Source organism: Aciditerrimonas ferrireducens (assembly GCF_023130475.1).
GTDB classification, from domain to species: domain Bacteria; phylum Actinomycetota; class Acidimicrobiia; order Acidimicrobiales; family UBA8190; genus Aciditerrimonas; species Aciditerrimonas ferrireducens.
Genome location: NZ_JAKHEX010000002.1, coordinates 147,621 through 162,429, shown reverse-complemented (window position 1 = coordinate 162,429; position 14,809 = coordinate 147,621). Strand labels below are relative to the sequence as shown.

The following is a 14,809-nucleotide window of genomic DNA, read 5'->3' as shown; positions in this document are numbered from 1 at the left end:
TCACCCGCGACCACAGCTCCCGGGCCCTCCCCGACCGGCACGAGCCCCTGGCCCTCGCCGAGCCCGGGTCCTGTGATCCCCCCGGCCGCCGGCCACGACGGGAAGACCGGGCGACGCCGGGGCACCCCGTGGCTGGCGGTGGCCCTCGTGGCGGCCCTGGTCGGCGCGGTGGTCGGGGGCCTAGTCGGCGGGGTGGTCGCCACCAGCGGTCAGCGGACGATCGTCGAGCAGTTCCGACCCACCCGTTCCGACCTCGGGGTGCCGGGCGCGCCGGTCGACGTGGCGGCCATCATCCAGAAGGTCCTCCCGGCGGTGGTCTCCATCCAGACCACCAGCTTCGAACCGTCGGTCGTCGGCGATGAGACCGTCGTGGGGGCCGGGAGCGGCATGATCGTGACCCCGAGCGGGGAGGTCCTGACCAACAACCACGTCGTCGCCGGGGCCGTCTCGGTCCGGGTCACCCTCTACGGACAGACCGTCAGCCACCCCGGGAAGGTCATCGGGACCGACCCGGCGAACGACATGGCGCTGGTGCAGATCGAGGGGGTCCATGGCCTGCCCACCGTCCACTTCGCCCGACCCTCGAGCATCGCCCTCGGGGCGGGCGTGGTCGCCATCGGCAACGCCCTCGCCCTGGCCCCCGGCAGCCCGTCGGTGACCAGCGGCATCGTCTCCGGGCTCGACCGGGCCTTCAGCGCGCAGCTGCCCGACGGCTACACGGAGCACATCACCGGGGCGATCCAGACCGACGCCGCCATCAACCCGGGGAACTCCGGCGGGCCGCTGGTCGACGTCCACGGCCACGTCATCGGCATGGACACCGCGGTGGCGAGCAGCTCGCCGGGCAACGCGCCGGCCCAGAACGTGGGCTTCGCCATCCCGGTCACCCAGCTCGAAGCGGAGCTGCCCAAGCTCGAGGCCGGGGCCGGCCGGCCCACCGCCAAGACCTACCTCGGGGTGGTGGTGACGAGCATCACCCCCGCGCTCCAGGCCGAGTTCGGCCTCCCCGCCACGACGGGGGCTCTGGTCCTCGAGGTCGTCCCGGGCTCCCCGGCCGCGGCCGCCGGCCTCGTCGCCGGCGACGTCATCGTCGGTCTCGACGGCCAGCCGATCGACTCGCCCACCGCCTTGGTCAGCGCCGTCCAGCACCACGCCCCGGGCCAGCAGGTCACCCTGGCGATCCTGGCGGACGGCAAGACCCGGACCGTCTCGGTGACCCTCGGTTCCGAGGAACTGGCGGTGCCGTGAGCCTCCTCGGCCAGAGGGGTCCAGGAGGGCAGCGGCCCGCCCGGCGGCCGCAGGCCGCTAGCGAGCCGAACGGGTCAGGCCGGCCCGCTCGCCCCGGCTCACGAACTTCACCGCCATCTTCCGGCTCGCCTCGTCGATCATCTCGTCCCCGAACATGACGGCGCCCCGGCGCTCCTCCTCGGTAGCCTTCTGGTACGCGTCGAGGATGTCCCAGGCCCGGTCGAACTGCTCCTGGGTGGGCGAGTAGATCTCGTTCAGGACGGTCACCTGGTCCGGGGTCAGGGCCCACTTGCCGTCGTAGCCGAGCACCTGGGTGCGCTGGGCGAAGTCCCGCAGACCGTCGAGATCGCGCACCTTGAGGTAGGGCCCGTCGATGACCTGGAGGCCGTTGGCCCGCCCGGCCATGAGGATCTTCGAGAAGACATAGTGGAAGTGGTCGCCTGGGTACTCGGGGATCTGCACCCCCCCGGTCAGCACCGGCATCTCCATGGAGGCCGCGAAGTCGGCCGGGCCGAAGATGATGGTCTCCAGGCGGGGCGAGGCGGCGCAGATCTCCTCGACGTTGATCAGGCCCAGAGTGGTCTCGATCTGGGCCTCGATGCCGATGTGCCCGACCGGCAGGCCGGCCTTCTTCTCCACCTGGGTCAGGAGCAGGTCGAGGGCCACGACCTCGGCGGCCCGCTGCACCTTGGGCAGCATGACCTCATCGAGCCGCTCGCCGGCGTTGCCCACCACCTCGACCACGTCCCCGTAGGTCCACTCGGTGTCCCAGGCGTTCACCCGGACGCAGAGCACCCGGTCGTCCCAGGGCAGGGTGCGGATGGCCTCGACCACCTTGGCCCGGGCCGCCTCCTTCTCCTTCGGGGCCACCGAGTCCTCGAGGTCCAGGAACGACATGTCGGCCGGCACGGTCGGGGCCTTCTGCAAGAAGCGCTCGTTGGAGCCCGGCGTGGAGAAGCACGAACGGCGCGGCATGCTGCGGGTGCGTGCGGACATGGCGGCAACTGTAGTGCGCGGCGCGAGCACCCCTCCCAGGCCCGGGCCGCCGCCGGTCGGGTCCAGGGGGCTCAGGCCGGGGGGACCAGGTCGGCGGGCAGGAGCTGCTCGCTCACCAGCCGGGCGAAGCGACGAAGGTCGCCGGCCACGAACCGCCGGCACAGCGGCAGGCCGGCGACGTAGCAGGTGATGTAGGCCCGCCAGGTCGGGTGCTGGAGGAACTCGACGGCCTTGGCCGCCCGGGCCCGGGGCACCAGGGCGAAGCGGGCCAGGTCCTCGGTCACCTCATCGGCGTCGGCCCCCTCCACGTGTAGCCGCCACGCCGCGTTCGCCCGGGCTGCCGAGAGCACCTCGGCCGGTTCGGCCACCGCCACGGCCAGCTCGGCGTCGTAGCGCACCCCCGCTCCCCGCAGGACTTCGGCGACGACGAGCGGGTACGTGGGCCCGAGGAGCGCCTCGGCCCCGAGGTCGGCCAGCCCCTCGGCCACCAGGCACTGAGGGGTGCCGACCAGGAAGATGCTCTCCTCCCACCAGCCCCGCCCCCGGACCAGCCGGACCTCCTTCCGGCTGTGCTCGGTGTGGTGCCCGGGATACGCCTCGTGGGCGACGAGCATGGGGAGGCTGAGGGAGAGCACCGGCAGGTCGGTGTTGATCGAGACGGTCGAGCGCAAGCCCCCGTGGTAGCGGTTGAACCCCGACCAGGGCTGGCCTTGGACCAGCTCGAAGTGCACCTCCTCGCCCTCGGGCAAGCCGAGGTGCGCGGCGGTCCGCTCTCGCAGCACCTCGGCCAGGGCCTCGATGCACCGGGGCAGGCGCTCGGGGGGCACGGCATGGGCCTCCCGCCAGGCCACCCAGCGCTCGGCCAGCGGCCCGCTGCCCGGCACGAGGCGTTCCAGGGCCCGGTGGGCGTCGGCCAGCTCGTCCTCGGGCACCGGCGCGGGCCGGACCCCGTAGCAGGCTTCCACTTCCTCCACGTAGCCGACCGGCTCCCCCGCCAGCCGTCGGGCCGTGGTCAGCAGCCCGGTCGTCTGCCCGAGCAGCCAACGCCGGCGCTGGCCCTCGCTCGCCCCTTCGCTGCCTCCGGACTCCCCGTCCAGCGGGGCCCCGGCCTCCAGGTCGGCGAGCAGCCGCCGGGCCTCGGCCACCAGGGTCGGCAGCGGACGAGGCGGGCCAGCGGCTGCCTCCTCGGCGAGCCGGGCTGGGCCGTAGTAGGCGTCGACGAGGCCGTCGAGATGTCGACCTAGCTCCAGCCCCAGCCGCACGTACCGTTCGACCAGGCTCTCGGGGTCCTGGCGAGCCACCGCCCCGTCCTCGTCCGCCGCAGCGCCGGCCCCTCAGGCCAGCTGGGTCCGGAGGAAGTCCAGGGTCCGGCCCCAGGCGAGGGCCGCGGCCTGCTCGTGGTACACCTCGGGCCGGTCGTCGTTGAAGAACGCGTGGCTGGTCCCGTCGTAGACGAAGATCTCGGCCTGCTTCCCCAGCCGACGCAGCTCCGCCTCGAGCTCCCGGGCCTTCTCCGGGGGGAAGAAGTCGTCGTGCTCGGCGAAGTGTCCCTGGACCGCCCCGCTCAGCTGGCTGTAGTCCGGGGTGGCGTTCGGCCAGGGGATGACGCCGTAGAAGGGCACGCAGGCGGCGATGGCGTCAGGGCGGCGACACGCCAGCACGAGCGCCAACCCACCGCCCATGCAGAAGCCCACGACGCCGACCCGGTCCCGGCCGCTGCGCCGACGCAGCTCGTCAGCCGCCCCCGACATGTCCTTGGCGGCCTGGTCCAGCTGCATGGCCATCATGGCCTTCCCGGCCTCGTCCGGCTCGCTCACCTGCTTGCCGTGGTAGAGATCCGGCGCAAGCGCCCAGAACCCCTCCCGAGCCAGGCGATCACAGACGTCTTTGATATGGGGCACCAGGCCCCACCACTCCTGGATGACCAGCACACCGGGCCCCTGTCCACCGGCCGGCTCAGCGAGGTAGCCGGGGCAGCGACCACCGTTGCTCGGGAACTCGATCATCTCGCCCATGGCCTCGACGCTAGCGCCGCTGGGTCGCCACCGGGCCCGGGGGTGCCGGACTCGGACCGGTCTCGCCCCACGCCGACCAGCTGCCGAGCACGCCAGCGAGCACGGCCTCGACGTCGACCTGCCCCCGCGGGTCGGGCCGGGCTCGGCGGAGCCGACGGGCCAGGAAGCCAGCCGCCAAGAGCAGGGCCAGGCCAGCGACGGCCAGGGTGCCCGGAGGCAGCACGAAGCGGGTCAAGCGGGCCCGAAGGATCGTGCCGCCGGCCACGACCTCGATCGTCCCGTGCACCCGGCCGACGCTCGGGACCGGCAGCTCGACCGGCACCGTGAGCGTCCGGCGGCTCCCCGGCGCCAGCACGCCGATCGGCGCGGCCCCGACGGCGCTCACCGTCCCCGGGCCGGCCCCGAGGCGCACCGCTGGCCTGCCCACCTCGACGGGCACGCTGCCCCGGTTCACGACGCTCAGCTCGACCAGCGCCCGACCGCCGAGCCCGACCCACGCAGCCAGCCCACCGACCGGGCCGCGGAGCCGGGCCCCAACGAGCGCCACGTCTGGTCCACTCGTCGACTCCGATCGCTGCAGCGGCGCGCTGGGCGCGTCGAGGAGCCGGAGCGCGGTGATGGCGCCGGGAACGGCCGCTCCCTGCACCGTGGCCTCGACCACACAGGGACACGGCGCCGGCGGCACCGAGGCCCGCAGCTGGACGACCAGGTCGCCGCTTGGGGAGGTGGCCCCACCGGTGGCCCCGGCGAGCGCGCAGTCAGCCGATCCTTCGAGCCCGAGGTCCCCGCAGAGGGCCACCACGACGTCCCGGCTGCCCGGCAAGCCCACCCCGGTGACGGTCAGCACCTGGCCCGGGAGCGCCGTTGCGGGCTCGACGACCAACGCCGCCCGCCCCCCAGCCCAGCTCGGCGGGCTCGGGACCGCCAGCAGGCCGACCGCCCACGCCAGCGAACCGAGCAGGACCGCCGCCGCCGACGTGACCCAGGACCGTGGCCTCATGGGGCGACCGGCGCGTGGTGCTGCCGCTCCCTCGACGGCGCGGGCCGCGCCCGACGACGGCCGTGGCGCCGCCGACGCCGCAGGAGGACGAGGGCCGCCAGCAGCACGAGGACCAGGAGACCCAGTCCCCAGGGCACCGACCAGGTCGACCCCCCACCGCTCGCCCGAAGCCCACTGTTCGTCGTGATTTGAGCGCTGACGGTTGTCGGCCCTTCGATGGGCCGGAGGGTGGCCGGCACGCTCAGCACCACGGTCGCGCCCGGCAGGAGGGTCGCCAGGTGCAGGGTGCGGAGCTCCTCCCGGCCCCCCACCGCAGGGTCCAGGGAGGTCCGGAGGGTCACCTCGTCGATGACGCTGTTGCCGGTGTTCGCCACCTGGACGTGGACCTCGGCCCGTCGGCTGGCCCCCAGGGGCCACAGCCCACCGCCCTTCGGGGTCACCCAGACGCGTCCGACGGCAACGGCGTGGGTCAGGTGCCCCAGAACGGTCATGAACACCCGAGCCCCGATCCCCTCGTGGAGTTGCAGGAAGTTCTTCGACGTCGGCGACCCGATGGTCGTCACGTCCAGGGCCACGATGCCAGCGGCGTACGTGCCGGGGGCGGTGCCCGAGGGAGCCGTCACCGTGAAGGGAATCCGCCACGCCGTGTCGGGGGGCACGACCACCGAGCCCCCGGGGCCCACCACCGATCCGCGGACCACCAGGTCGATCCAGCTCGCCGGACCGTCCTGGGGGCCGCCCGGGGCCCGGTACGCGAAAGCCCCGCCGCGGGGCTGGTTGTAGACGTCGGTGGCGTAGAGCTTGAAGGTCTGGGGAAACGAGGAGCGGTTCTGCAGGAACAACGCGTCCCCCACGGCCGTCCCCGGCTCCAAACTGAACGAGAAGTCCGGTCGCGGCGCGGTCCCGGGCAAGGCGTAAGGACCGAAGGAGAACGAGATCGGCCCCGGCCCCCCGGTCGCCGCGCCGGCCGGGCCCGCCCACCCCAGCACCCCGCCGAGGCTCCCCAGCAGCAGGAGCAGGCCCACCAGCCACCCGCGGGCCAGCCAGCCGCCCCGGTCCCCTCGATCCCCCGCCCGCTGGTCTTGACCCTCGTTCGTCCAGCGGCCGGCGGCCGCCCTCGGCCACCGGACCGTGCGCGCTGCCCTCCGTTGCCCCACGACCCTCGTCCTCCGTCACCTCGATCGACTGCCCGACACCGCCACCCCGCCTCTCGACCCCCTGGCCGCCGGTCGCTCCGCCTGGCCTGCCGAGCAGGGCGGGGCCCGGCCACCGCGTCTGCGGCAGCCGGACCCCGCCAGTGCTCGTTGCCGGGCCGACGCGGATGGGGCGCCGACCCTCGGTTCCCGCCGGTCCTTCGGACCTCAGCCCACCACGAGGTTCAGCGTGGCGGCGTAGGTCCCCGCCGCCACCCAGGGCGGCACGTTCAAGGACACCGGTGCCGAGCAGACGAAGGTGCCGCCACCACCACCGGCTGCCGCCTGGCAGAGGGTGGTCGGGCTGCTCGACGACAGGCTGCTCGCCGCACCCGCCGTCACCTCGTTCGCTCGACCCTCAGGCACCGTCTGGCCGTTGAAGGTCTCGGTCGCCGGCGCCGCCGAGGGCGTCCAGCTGAACTCGTCGGCTCGGATGTAGTTGTCCTGCGGGTTGCCCACCGGCGTCTCGTTCTCGAACGCCCCGGGGTTGCCGTTCGGGTTGCTGGCCCAGTAGCCGGTCTTGGACCGGGCGGTGAACTGCCCGGTGACCGTCCAGCCGGCCAGGGTGCCCCGAGCGTCCACGACGGTCACCGGGTTCAAGGTGCCCGTGGTGGTCTGCCAGCTGCCGTTCAAGGTGACCTTCGAGAGGACCACCTGGGTCTGGGTGTTCGCCGTCCCGCTCGCCGCGTTCTCGGTGATGGTCAGGGCGGCCCCCTGGACGCTCACCGTGGCCACCTGGCTGATGGAGCAGGACGTCGTGCCGGTCGTCCCGTCGGTCGTGCAGGTGTAGGGCGCCGTCACGGTGTAGGTCGCCGAGGCGCTGAGGGTGATGCCGTCATAGGTGTAGCTCGCCACCAGGGGGTTCACCCCGGTCGCCTCGTTGCTCGTGCCGATCGTGCCGCTGATGTCCCCCGAGGACGTCGAGGTCACCGTGGTCGAGTCCACCGTCTGGCCCGACGCCGGGGTCGTGAAGGCCACCGTCACCGTCTGGTCGGGCTCGTACCCGGTCCCGGTGAAGCTGACCGTGGTGCCCGGGTTCCCCGAGGTCGGGGTGACCGTCAGGGTCGGCGTGGGCAGGTTCACGGGGCTGTAGACGAAGACGGTCACCGGCAGGGTCAACGTCTGGGTCGCCCCAGCCAGCACCGCCTCGGCCAAGGCGCAGCCCTCACCGGACCCGTTCGTCGACGAGAGCGCCACTGGCGTCGAGGCCTGGCTCACGGTGCCCTGGGCCTCGGCGTAGGTGAGGTTCACCTGCGTGGGCGCCGAGATGGTGCCGCTCACGTCGAAGGGCTGGGTGTAGGTGCAGAGCCCGGCGGCCCCGGTCGCTGCCGTGTTGTCCAGGGTGACGGTCAGGTTGCCGGTCTCGGTCACCGCTCCTGTGCTCGGGTCGTAGGTGCCCGTCACCGTCCCGTCGTCACTGATCTGGATGGTGGCGGTCACCCCCGAGAGCGAGCCGGTCAGGGTCGAGACCCAGGTGGCCTGGCTCGCCGGGAAGCTCACCGCCCCGGTGCTCGTGTTGAGCGACCCCAGGAAGTCGTTGTAGACCCCGCTCAGGGTCAACGGGGCGATGCTGGAACTAGCCGGGGTGACGGTCAGGGTCCCCCCGCTGCTCGTGGTGGCGTTGGTGCCGCCGTCCACACAGATGTTGTTCGTGCTGCTCAGACTGCTCGAGCAGTCGAACCCGTTGTTGAACTGCGCAGCGCCTGCCACCCCGCCGCCGGCAGCCACCAGGGCTGCACCGGCGAGACCTGCCACCGTGGCGGCAGCCAGGCCGAGGCGGGCGGCGCGGCGCCCGTACGTTCGTCGTTGCACTCCTCGCTCCTTGGTCGGTTCGGGGGAGGTCGGCTTCCCATGGGGCCGGGCCTCCCCGAGTTCTCCCCTGGCGGCGCCGCCTCGGGGACGACGACGCGCGGCGAACCCAGCGCGTGATCCCACGCGCTCGCTCTCCCACCGATCAGCAGCGACCGGCACCCACAAGGCGCGATCTCGGGAAACCGGCGGCCGCTTGACGCCCCCCTTGGCGGGCAGTGCGGCCAGAGCACCGTGCTCCTGCCGCCCTCACCGCCCGATCACTGGCAGCACGCCGTCGCGTGCCGTGGCATCACCCCCCGATCTCGCCACGACTTCCGAAGCTGGGAGCGCCGGACCGAGCCCCCTGCACGTTCGGTGATCTGGACCCCCATCCCCGGCAGGCACCACACCACCGTGTCACCACGTATCGTGCTCGTTGTTGAGCCACCGTGGTGACTGACGGAACGGTAACAAGGCGGCAGGCAGCCGTCAAGGGTCGGTGCTGCCCCGCTGCCCGGGTCGACCGACGACCCCAGGCGACCTGGCACGTTCCCAGCGTCACGACCGTTCGGTCGAATCGGTGAGCTCGGCGAGCTCGAGATCGTGGATGCGGCGCTTGTCCTTCACCGTGGCCGCCTGCCGGCCGATGCCCGGTCATGGCCTCCCGCCTCGCTCCTTCCACCGCCGGGCCGGATCCGGTGCCGGGAGGGGCGCGCCGGGTCGCCAGACGGCTGGTCGGTGGCCTGGTCGTGGCGGGGCTCGCCCTGGGTGGCCTCGGGCTCGAGGCCGGGGCGCTGGTCCTGACGAGCCGGCAGGCCCCACCCTCGCCCGCCGCCGCAACCCCGGGGCGGCGCCACCCCACCTGGGCCGCTGCGGCCCCGTCGACGTCCCGCCGAGGCCTTCTGCCCTCGTCGGGCGAGGCGACCGATCGGGTCGACCTGCGGGTGGTCGGGGGGCCCGGGCCGGAGGTGTTCCCGAGGACGGTCGTCGTTCCGCTCCACCGGGCCGGGTCGGCCCTGGTGGGCTCGCTTCCGTCGATCATGGTGCTCGACGCCCAGGGCACCCTGAGCGGTTGGACGCTGGTCGCTCGTCTGCGTGGGGAGGCGACCGGTCCCGCGGTCCTGGTGCCCGCCCCCCCTCGCGCGGCGGGTGGGCGCCCCGACGAGGTCAGGGCTGGTGCCCCTGGTCCGCTTCGCCGAGGGCGACCAGCCGTCGTGGCCGTCGCCCCCGCTGGCGGCGGCGACGGTCGCTTCGAGCTGGGCGGCGAGCTGCTCCTCCCGGCAGCCGGCCAGCAGCCGCCGCGGGCTCTCCGGCTGGTCCTCAGCGTCCGGGCCGGTGGGCCTCTGGCGTCCCCCAGACGTCCGCCCAGCCGGTGAGCTCGGGGGGTTCCGGGCAGCTGACCCGGGCGAAGACGGCCGCCAGGGGCAGGCGACCGAAGGGGCAGACCACCGCCTCCACCCCCTCGAGGGGCTCCAGGCCTCGCCCCGGGGGCAGGCGACGGCGGAGCGCCGCGAAGAGGCTGGGGGGCAGCACCGTCCCCACTCCGGCCACCAACCAGATCGCCGGCCCGAGCTCCCGGGCCCCGGCGAGGAGCGCGGCGCCGTCGGCGTCCACCAGGAAGCCCTCGGGGCCGAGGGCCTCGACCGGCACGACGACCAGCTCGGCTCGCGCCAGCTCCTCGACCGTCGCGCCCCGGGCGACCGCCCGCTGATCCTCGGCGAGGGCGACCCCGAGCTGCGCCCGGCTCGGATCCTCCTCGAGCAGCGTCGCGCAGCGCTCGGCGGCCGCGGCAGGGTCGGGGGCGCCGAGCACCTCGGCCGCCACCCACCACAGGGCGGCGCACGAAGGTCGGCGCTCGAGGAGCCGCCGGCACGCCGGCAGGAGCGCCCAGGGCTCGCTTCGGGCCAGCGCCCCGAGCGACCAGGCTGCCTCGGCGGCCACCTCCGGCGCCGGTGCCCACTCGGCCCGAGCCACCCACCGCAGCTGCTCGATGGGGTGCACGAGGGCAGGCTAGCGACCCCTGGCGCTGGTGGACCTCAGCCCGGGTCCCCCAGGCGCCCGGGGGGCACCGCCCCTTCGGCCCCAGGCGTCCGGGGACCGGGGGGTCGCCGGAACCGGAAGGGGACGGGGGGCCGGCCGGCCTGGACCACCACGGCTTGCCCGACGGCGTCGGCCGCCGCCACCCGCACCACGGCCTCGGCCACCGCCCGGGCGTCGATCAGCGGGAAGTGGGCCTCGGCCAGCATGCGCCGGACCTCGGGGCCGAGGAGGGGCGTGTCGACCATGCCGGGGCAGACGGCGTGGACCCGGACCCCCCGTTCGGCCATCGACGGGGCCACCGCCCGGACCAGCCCCACGACCGCGTGCTTCGTGGCCGTGTAGATGGGGTCGCCGGGCAGGGGGACCAGGCCAGCGAGGGAAGCCGTGGCCACCACGGCCCCCCCGCCCTGGGCGGCCAGCAGGGGCCCGAGGGCGCCGAGCCCGAAGACCACCTGGTCGAGGTTGACGCCGAGGACCCGCCGGTACTGGTCGACCGGCAGGGCGGCGAGGTCCTCCACCCCGCAGGCCACCCCGGCGTTCAGGTGCACCAGGCCCAGGCCACCGGCCCGTTCGGCCGCCGCCCGCAGGGCCGGCCAGCTGCCCTCCTGGGCGACGTCCGCCACCACCACCGCAGCACCCAGCTCGTCCCGCAGCCGCACCAGGCCCTCTCGTTCGCGGTCGACCCCGAGGAGCCGACCACCGGCGCCGACCACCAGCTCGGCCGTGGCCCGCCCGATGCCCGACGCCGCCCCGGTCACCACCGCCAGCCGACCCTCCAGGGCCCCAAGGGCCACGCCCAGGGGTGGCAGCAGCTCGTCCTCGGGCTCCTCCACGCTCGGGGTCCTTGCACCCTCTGCCATGCTCGCTCCTCCCGGCTCGGGCCCGTCACCGGGGCGCGCCCCCGGGCCTACCCGGCGACCCTAGGGCGAGGACCGGCCGGCCGCCAGGACCACTGCCGCCTGGCCGCCCGAGCCGAAGAACCGCCAGCCAGTAGATTGGGGGACGGTGAAACCGATCCCTGTCGTCTTCCACATCTGGAAGCTCCAGATCCACACCTACGGGATCGGGCTGGCCATCACCTTCTGGGTCGCCTACCGCTACTTCGACCGGCGGCTGCGCAAGTGGGGCTACCCCACGAGCTGGCTGACCGGGGCCTTCGTCTGGATCATCGTGGCCGCCGTGGTCGGGGCCCGGTTCATGCACGTGGTCTCGAACTGGTCGGCCTACGCGCCCGACCCCGTCCAGGTCTTCGCCATCTGGCAGGGTGGGCTCTCCTCCTTCGGCGGTCTGCTCTTCGCCATCCCCACCGGTCTGGTGGTGGCCCATCGGCGCTGTCCTGAGCTCCACCTGATCGACGCCTTGGACCTCGTCTCCCCGGTCCTCATGGCCGGCTGGGCCCTCGGCCGGCTGCTCGGGCCCCAGCTCATGGTGCGGGGCGGCGGCCACCCGACGACCGCATGGTTCGGCATGTACTACGCCGACCAGGTCGGCAAGCGGCTCCCGGTGCCGATCTTCCAGGCCTTCGACAGCTTCGTCATCTTCGTGGTCCTGCTCTGGATCGAACGCCACCTGACGGAGCGGCCCAAGGGGTTCGTGCTGGCGGTCACCGCCTGCCTCTGGGGGCTGGCCCGGTACCTCGAGGAGCACCTCTGGCTGAGCTACCCCGGCCACCTGGGCTCGGCCCTGGTCCAGGACACCGGCCTGGCCCTCTGCGGCGCGGGCCTGTTGGCCGCCGTGGCCCTCTGGCTCAACCGGCGTCGCCTGCCCACCGCCCCGGCGCCGCTGCCGACCGTCCCGAGCGGCGAGCAGGCCGCCGAGGGGACCGAGCCGGCGCCCTCGACGGTGCCCTTGGGCGGTGAGGCCGCCACTCGGTGAGCAGGCCCTCGGCCGGTGGCCCCGACCGGTCCCGACCCTCGACCTCGCCTGGCCCCGCCGAGCCGGCACCGGCGCCTCGCTGGCTCAGCCCGGTGGAGCTGCAGGCCTGGCGATCCTTGTTGGCCGGCACCAGCCGCCTGCTCGCCCGCCTGGACGACGAGCTGCACGCCACCACCGGCCTGCGGCTGGTGGACTACGGCGTGCTGGTGACCCTCGCCGAGGCTCCTGAGGCCCGCCTCCGCCTCCACGAGCTGGCCGAGCGCATCATCTTGTCCCCGAGCGGCCTCACCCGGCGGCTCGACAGCCTGGTTCGGCGGGGCCTGGTGGAACGCCAGCGCTGCCCGGAGGATCGTCGCGGCACGTACGCCGCCTTGACGCCGGCCGGGCAGGCCCGACTCGCCGAGGCCGCTCCCTGGCACGTCGAGCAGGTCCGTCGCTACCTGGTCGACCGTCTCCGACCCGACCAGCTGGCCGCCCTCCAGGCCGTCATGGACGAGGTCCTGGCCGGCCTGGCGACCCCGGAGCGGGGCGAGGCCGGGGACACCCGTGCCTGCTGCTCGGAGACGGCCTGAGCCCTCCCCGACCGGTCCGGCTGCCCCGGCCTCGCCTGCTGCTGCGGGCTCACTCCTGCTCGTTCGGCGGGGTCTGGGCCAGTTTCTCCCCGATCATGTTCACCACGGTGGGATCCAGCAGGGTGGTCACGTCCCCCAGCTCCCGGTGCTCGGCGACGTCCCGCAGCAGGCGGCGCATGATCTTGCCCGAGCGGGTCTTGGGCAGCTCCGGGGTGAGGATGATCTGCCGGGGCTTCGCGATCGGCCCGATCTCCTTGGCGACGTGGTTCCTGAGCTCGCCGACCAGGACGGCCCCCGCCGAGGGGTCGTCCGCGGCCTCGCCCTTCACGGTCACGAAGGCCACGATGGCCTGCCCGGTGGTCGGGTCCGAGGCCCCGACCACCGCGGCCTCGGCCACCGCCGGGTGCCCCACCAGGGCGTGCTCGACCTCGGTGGTCGAGATCCGGTGCCCCGAGACGTTCATGACGTCGTCCACCCGGCCCAGCAGCCAGATGTCGCCGTCCTCGTCCCGCTTGGCCCCGTCCCCGGCGAAGTACCAGTTGGGGAACCGGCTCCAGTAGGTCTGGCGGTACCGCTCGGGGTCGCCCCAGATCCCCCGGAGCATGCCCGGCCAGGGCTCGGTCAGGACGAGGTAGCCGCCCTGCCCGTTGCCCACCGAGCGTCCCTGGTCGTCGACCACGTCGGCCGAGATGCCCGGCAGGGGCCGCATGGCCGCTCCCGGCTTCGTGGCCGTGATGCCCGGCAGGGGCGAGATCATGATCCCGCCGGTCTCGGTCTGCCACCAGGTGTCCACGATGGGGCACCGGTCGCCCCCCACGTGGCGCCGGTACCACATCCAGGCCTCGGGGTTGATGGGCTCCCCGACCGATCCGAGGAGGCGGAGCGAGGAGAGGTCGTGCCCCTCCAGGTACTGCTCGCCCCACTTCATGAAGGTCCGGATGGTGGTCGGTGCGGTGTAGAGGATCGTCACCTTGTACCGCTCGACGATCTGCCACCAGCGGTCCCGGGTCGGGGTGTCGGGGGTGCCCTCGTACATGACCGAGGTGGTCCCGTTGGCCAAGGGCCCGTAGACGATGTAGCTGTGGCCCGTCACCCAGCCGATGTCCGCTGCGGTCCAGAACACGTCCCGGTCCGGCTTGATGTCGAACACCAGCCGGTGGGTGGCGCTCACGTGGGTCAGGTAACCGCCCGAGGTGTGCAGGATCCCCTTCGGCTTCGCGGTGGTCCCCGAGGTGTACATGATGTAGAGGGGGTGCTCGGCGTCGAAGAGCTGGGCCTCGTGGGTGGTGGGCTGGCGCTCCACCAGGTCGTGCCACCACACGTCCCGCCCTTCCTGCCAGGCGACGTCCTGCCCGGTCCGGCGCACCACGAGCACCGAGCGGACGTTCGGGCAGCTCTGGAGGGCTTCGTCGACCGCAGGCTTCAGTCCCGAGGGCGCCCCCCGGCGGTACCCGCCGTCGGCGGTGATCACCACCCGGGCGTCGCAGTCCTGGATCCGTCCCGCCAGGGCCTCGGCCGAGAAGCCCCCGAAGACCACCGTGTGGGGGGCGCCGATGCGGGCGCAGGCCAGCATGGCGGCCACCGTCTCGGGGAGCATCGGCATGTAGATGGCCACCGTGTCCCCGGCCCGCACCCCGAGGGACTCGAGGGCGTTCGCCGCCTGGCAAACCATGCGCTGGAGGTCGGCGTAGGTGATGGTCCGGGTGTCCCCCGGCTCGCCCTCCCAGTGGACCGCCACTCGCTCGCCCAGACCAGCGGCCACGTGGCGGTCCACGCAGTTCACCGACACGTTCAGCTTGCCGCCCACGAACCACTTCGCGAAGGGCAGCTCCCAGTCCAGGACCCGCTCCCAGCGCTGGCCCCATTCGAGGCGCTCCGCCTGCTGCTCCCAGAAACGCAGCCGGTCCGCAGCGGCTTCCTCGTAGATCCCCGGCTGGGCGTTCGCCTGGGCGGCGAATGCCGCCGGCGGCTCGAAGCGCCGCTGCTCGTGCAGCAGAGCTGCGAGGGACTCCCCTCCAGGGACGGTCTCGTCGGCCATGGTGCCACTCCTCCCCTCGTCGTCCTCACCGATCTTCGCGC

At 73.8% G+C, this 14,809-nt stretch carries 12 protein-coding genes; 3 read left to right on the top strand and 9 right to left on the bottom strand.

Translation table 11 applies throughout. The features are described 5' to 3' along the window. Positions 1-72 precede the first annotated feature (72 nt). Positions 73-1,248, top strand: a complete 1,176-nt coding sequence (locus Acit_RS02785) for a S1C family serine protease (RefSeq protein ID WP_248105468.1) — start codon at positions 73-75, stop codon at positions 1,246-1,248. A 57-nt stretch (positions 1,249-1,305) separates the two neighbouring features. On the opposite strand, the gene Acit_RS02780 is transcribed toward Acit_RS02785, so the two are convergent. From Acit_RS02780 to Acit_RS02745, 8 genes are all read right to left on the bottom strand, one after another. Continuing rightward, the gene (locus Acit_RS02780; RefSeq protein WP_248105466.1) at positions 1,306-2,244 is read right to left on the bottom strand and encodes an HpcH/HpaI aldolase/citrate lyase family protein; all 939 of its coding nucleotides are present in this window, start codon (positions 2,242-2,244) and stop codon (positions 1,306-1,308) included. Positions 2,245-2,315: 71 nt separating this feature from the next. After that, positions 2,316-3,545, bottom strand: coding sequence for a hypothetical protein (locus tag Acit_RS02775; RefSeq protein ID WP_248105464.1), 1,230 nt, complete (start codon positions 3,543-3,545; stop codon positions 2,316-2,318). A gap of 33 nt (positions 3,546-3,578) precedes the next feature. Continuing rightward, entirely contained in the window at positions 3,579-4,259 is a 681-nt protein-coding gene (locus Acit_RS02770; RefSeq protein WP_248105462.1) for a dienelactone hydrolase family protein, read from the bottom strand. Between the two features lie 10 nt (positions 4,260-4,269). Continuing rightward, positions 4,270-5,259, bottom strand: a complete 990-nt coding sequence (locus Acit_RS02765; RefSeq protein ID WP_248105460.1) for a hypothetical protein — start codon at positions 5,257-5,259, stop codon at positions 4,270-4,272. Then, positions 5,256-6,416, bottom strand: a complete 1,161-nt coding sequence (locus Acit_RS02760; RefSeq protein ID WP_248105458.1) for a hypothetical protein — start codon at positions 6,414-6,416, stop codon at positions 5,256-5,258. The genes Acit_RS02765 and Acit_RS02760 overlap by 4 nt, the downstream gene beginning before the upstream one ends. 204 nt (positions 6,417-6,620) lie before the next feature. After that, positions 6,621-8,264, bottom strand: coding sequence for a hypothetical protein (locus Acit_RS02755; protein ID WP_248105456.1), 1,644 nt, complete (start codon positions 8,262-8,264; stop codon positions 6,621-6,623). A 1,299-nt stretch (positions 8,265-9,563) separates the two neighbouring features. Further along, complete coding sequence (locus Acit_RS02750; protein ID WP_248105454.1) at positions 9,564-10,244, bottom strand: hypothetical protein; 681 nt, start codon at positions 10,242-10,244, stop codon at positions 9,564-9,566. A 35-nt stretch (positions 10,245-10,279) separates the two neighbouring features. Further along, a complete protein-coding gene (locus Acit_RS02745; protein ID WP_248105452.1) occupies positions 10,280-11,143 on the bottom strand; it encodes an SDR family NAD(P)-dependent oxidoreductase in 864 nt (287 codons plus the stop codon). A gap of 145 nt (positions 11,144-11,288) precedes the next feature. On the opposite strand from Acit_RS02745, the gene Acit_RS02740 reads away from it, so the two are divergent. Together Acit_RS02740 and Acit_RS02735 are read left to right on the top strand one after the other, a co-directional pair. After that, a complete protein-coding gene (locus Acit_RS02740; RefSeq protein WP_248105449.1) occupies positions 11,289-12,158 on the top strand; it encodes a prolipoprotein diacylglyceryl transferase in 870 nt (289 codons plus the stop codon). Between the two features lie 92 nt (positions 12,159-12,250). Next, positions 12,251-12,730: a MarR family winged helix-turn-helix transcriptional regulator gene (locus Acit_RS02735; RefSeq protein WP_248105446.1), complete on the top strand. Its 480-nt coding sequence runs from the start codon at positions 12,251-12,253 to the stop codon at positions 12,728-12,730. A gap of 49 nt (positions 12,731-12,779) precedes the next feature. Here the strand turns inward: Acit_RS02735 and acs are convergent, their stop codons facing one another. Beyond that, positions 12,780-14,768: an acetate--CoA ligase gene (acs, locus tag Acit_RS02730; RefSeq protein WP_248105444.1), complete on the bottom strand. Its 1,989-nt coding sequence runs from the start codon at positions 14,766-14,768 to the stop codon at positions 12,780-12,782. Between the last annotated feature and the right edge of the window lie 41 nt (positions 14,769-14,809).